A 2565-nucleotide genomic window follows, 5' to 3' on the forward strand; every position below is an offset into this window, starting at 1 on the left:
GTAAGCGTCAAAACGGGACCACATTTACAAAAAAAAGCCGCCTTTTAATGCGACCTTTTACTTCAGCTTGGCTTTGCATTTATCCGGTATTTCCTTTGACCATGGAAGCAGTTTGTTTAGTTCTTCCTCTTTTGTAATATCAACATTTGGCATAGTTTCAAATAAATATTTCAAATACTCAAATGGAATTAATTTGTTTTCCTTCGCAGTTTCAATTATGCTATAAGTAATCGCACTTGCCCTTGCTCCTTGCGGTGTGTTTGAAAATAACCAATTTTTTCGACCTATTACAAAAGGCTTTATTGCTCTTTCAGCACGGTTGTTGCTTAATTCAAGCCTTCCATCTTTCAATATATTCATTAATTTTTCCTTTTGATTAAATGAATAATTTATTGCTTTGCCATAGCTTGATTTTGGAAGTGCTATTGCATGTTCTTTTTCAATCCATGCGAAATAAACCTCCAGCATTGGTTTAAGCCTGCTGAGGCGTTCTTCATATCGCTCTTCATAGGATTTTTTAGATAGTTTTTCCTCAAGTTCAAACATGCCGTCTATATACTTTACCCCTTGATAAGCGGAAGTATACATGTAACTTTCCTTATCTTCTACTGCTCTCAAGGTATCTGTAAAATATCTTCTTGCATGAGCAAAGCAGGATACAAGTGTTACTTCCATTGCTGGTCCTGACTTTGATTCTTTTAATAGTTTATCGTATCCATCATAGGCATCAGTGTGTAGATACCCTTTAAAGCCTTTTAAAAAGGCCTTAGCGTTATCTCCTGCCCTTGATGGCTGATACTCATATAGGACGATTGGCTCATGCCCATTGCCTGTTCGATACATCCACATGTAGGATTTTGTGGTTGCTTCTCGCCCTGGCTCATTTAATACTTCAAGCTCTGTTTCATCTGCATGCAATACATCATGATTTACAAGCATCCTTTGAAGATATTTATACATTGGGCTTAACCAATTTTGAGCAGCACTGATAATCCAATTAGACATGTTCTGTCTATTAATTGGTAATCCATAACGTTTGTATTCTTGTTCTTGTCTATATAGTGGTATTGCATCTACATATTTTTTAGTCATTATATCTGCTATCAATGATGGGGAAGCAATACTTCCTTTGATTACTGGTTTAGGTGTAGGAGCTGTAATCATTGGAACAGTAATTCCTTCTCTTTCGCAATTACGACATGAATATATCATTGAGTGAGTTTCTTTTACAATGATTTGAGCTGGTATTACTTCAAGTTCCCTTCGGATTTCAGGGCGCACCTCATGAAGGGTATTGCCACACTCAGGGCATACCTGTTCCTCTTTAGATAGCTTGTATTCCACAACCTGCTTGGGAAGTCTTAAAAAATCTTTATCTCGCTTGCCCTTTTGCTTTTTAGGCTTTGATTTGGGTTCTTCTATATCTACATCATCAAGCTTAGGTTCAATATTTATAGGTTGGCGTTCAGCTTCAGCCTCATTAAATATTGGAAGTGATATTTGACCATCTATATTCTGTTCACTTGACTTGCCAAAGAGTTTTTGTTTGCTAAGCCTATATTGTTCTTGATACCATTTTAATTGTAGCTCAGCTTGCTCCTTTTCAAGACTGAGTTTTACATAGGCTTCCTCTAACTCTTTTCGGCTATATTCTGCTAAATTAATCGATTTTAAATCTATCTTACTCATATTAATATTATACACTTTTTTGTTGAAAACAGCAAGGGAAAAAGCTGTTAAAACGTAGTATTTTCAATGGTTTTATGAACTTTCGATATAACTTTAAAACCATCCACAGCTGTTTTTAAAACTGCCTTCATTATCCACAAATTTATATGATTTTTCGCTCTTTTACTTCACTATGACCACCCTTTTGGTGTATATCAAGACCATCTAAAAGCCACCGAAGCTCTCGTTCTGTAACATGCATAACTTTTTCATTGGAACTATTTGGCCATTTAAATCGTCCTTTTTCTAAACGCCTGTAATAAAGCCAGAAACCATTACGTTCCCAATAAAGTATTTTAATCTTATCACGTTTTGAGTTACAGAATACAAATATTGCATCTGAAAATGGGTCTAATCTGAAATTCATTTGAACCATGATGGCAAGTCCATCAATTGATTTACGCATGTCAGTTTTGCCGACAGCTAAATAGACATTCTGAAATTGCTTTAAATTCAGCATAATGAACTTAGCGTTTTAGCAACTGCAGAGAAAAGTTCTACGTTAAATCCTTCTGAAACTACTACTTCTGCATTGCCTATTTTTACAGTTATGCTGTTAGATATACTAACAGGGGTTTCTTTCAGTTGGACCCATTGTATTTCTTCATTATTAAACGTTTTTCTTTTTTTCAGTTGCCACCTTAATTGAGAAAGCTTTATCCCATTTTCTTTACACCATTTTGGAGCTGAAAGTCCGCTTTCCTGAAAATTTTGAATCAATTCATCCCAGTTTAGATTATTTTGTCTTTGTCTGATTTCTTGCACTAATAGCACCTCCTGATGCTATTATGCCATAATTATTTTCGCCTTTGTAGGTGGGGAGAATTTGACGCTTAC

The 2565-nt window shown here is 35.4% G+C and carries 3 protein-coding genes; all 3 read right to left on the reverse strand.

What is annotated here, in order from left to right:
- Nucleotides 1-57 precede the first annotated feature (57 nt).
- Nucleotides 58-1665, reverse strand: a complete 1608-nt coding sequence (gene tnpC, locus Q428_RS13650; RefSeq protein ID WP_084478403.1) for an IS66 family transposase — start codon at nt 1663-1665, stop codon at nt 58-60.
- A gap of 166 nt (nt 1666-1831) precedes the next feature.
- Nucleotides 1832-2188: an IS66 family insertion sequence element accessory protein TnpB gene (tnpB, locus tag Q428_RS13655; protein WP_035381871.1), complete on the reverse strand. Its 357-nt coding sequence runs from the start codon at nt 2186-2188 to the stop codon at nt 1832-1834.
- On the reverse strand, nt 2182-2493 hold the full coding sequence (gene tnpA / locus Q428_RS13660; RefSeq protein ID WP_035381873.1) for an IS66 family insertion sequence element accessory protein TnpA: 312 nt from the start codon (nt 2491-2493) through the stop codon (nt 2182-2184). Before tnpA ends, tnpB begins: the two co-directional genes overlap by 7 nt.
- Between the last annotated feature and the right edge of the window lie 72 nt (nt 2494-2565).

Origin of the sequence: Fervidicella metallireducens AeB, from assembly GCF_000601455.1 — a bacterium.
GTDB classification, from domain to species: domain Bacteria; phylum Bacillota; class Clostridia; order Clostridiales; family Caloramatoraceae; genus Fervidicella; species Fervidicella metallireducens.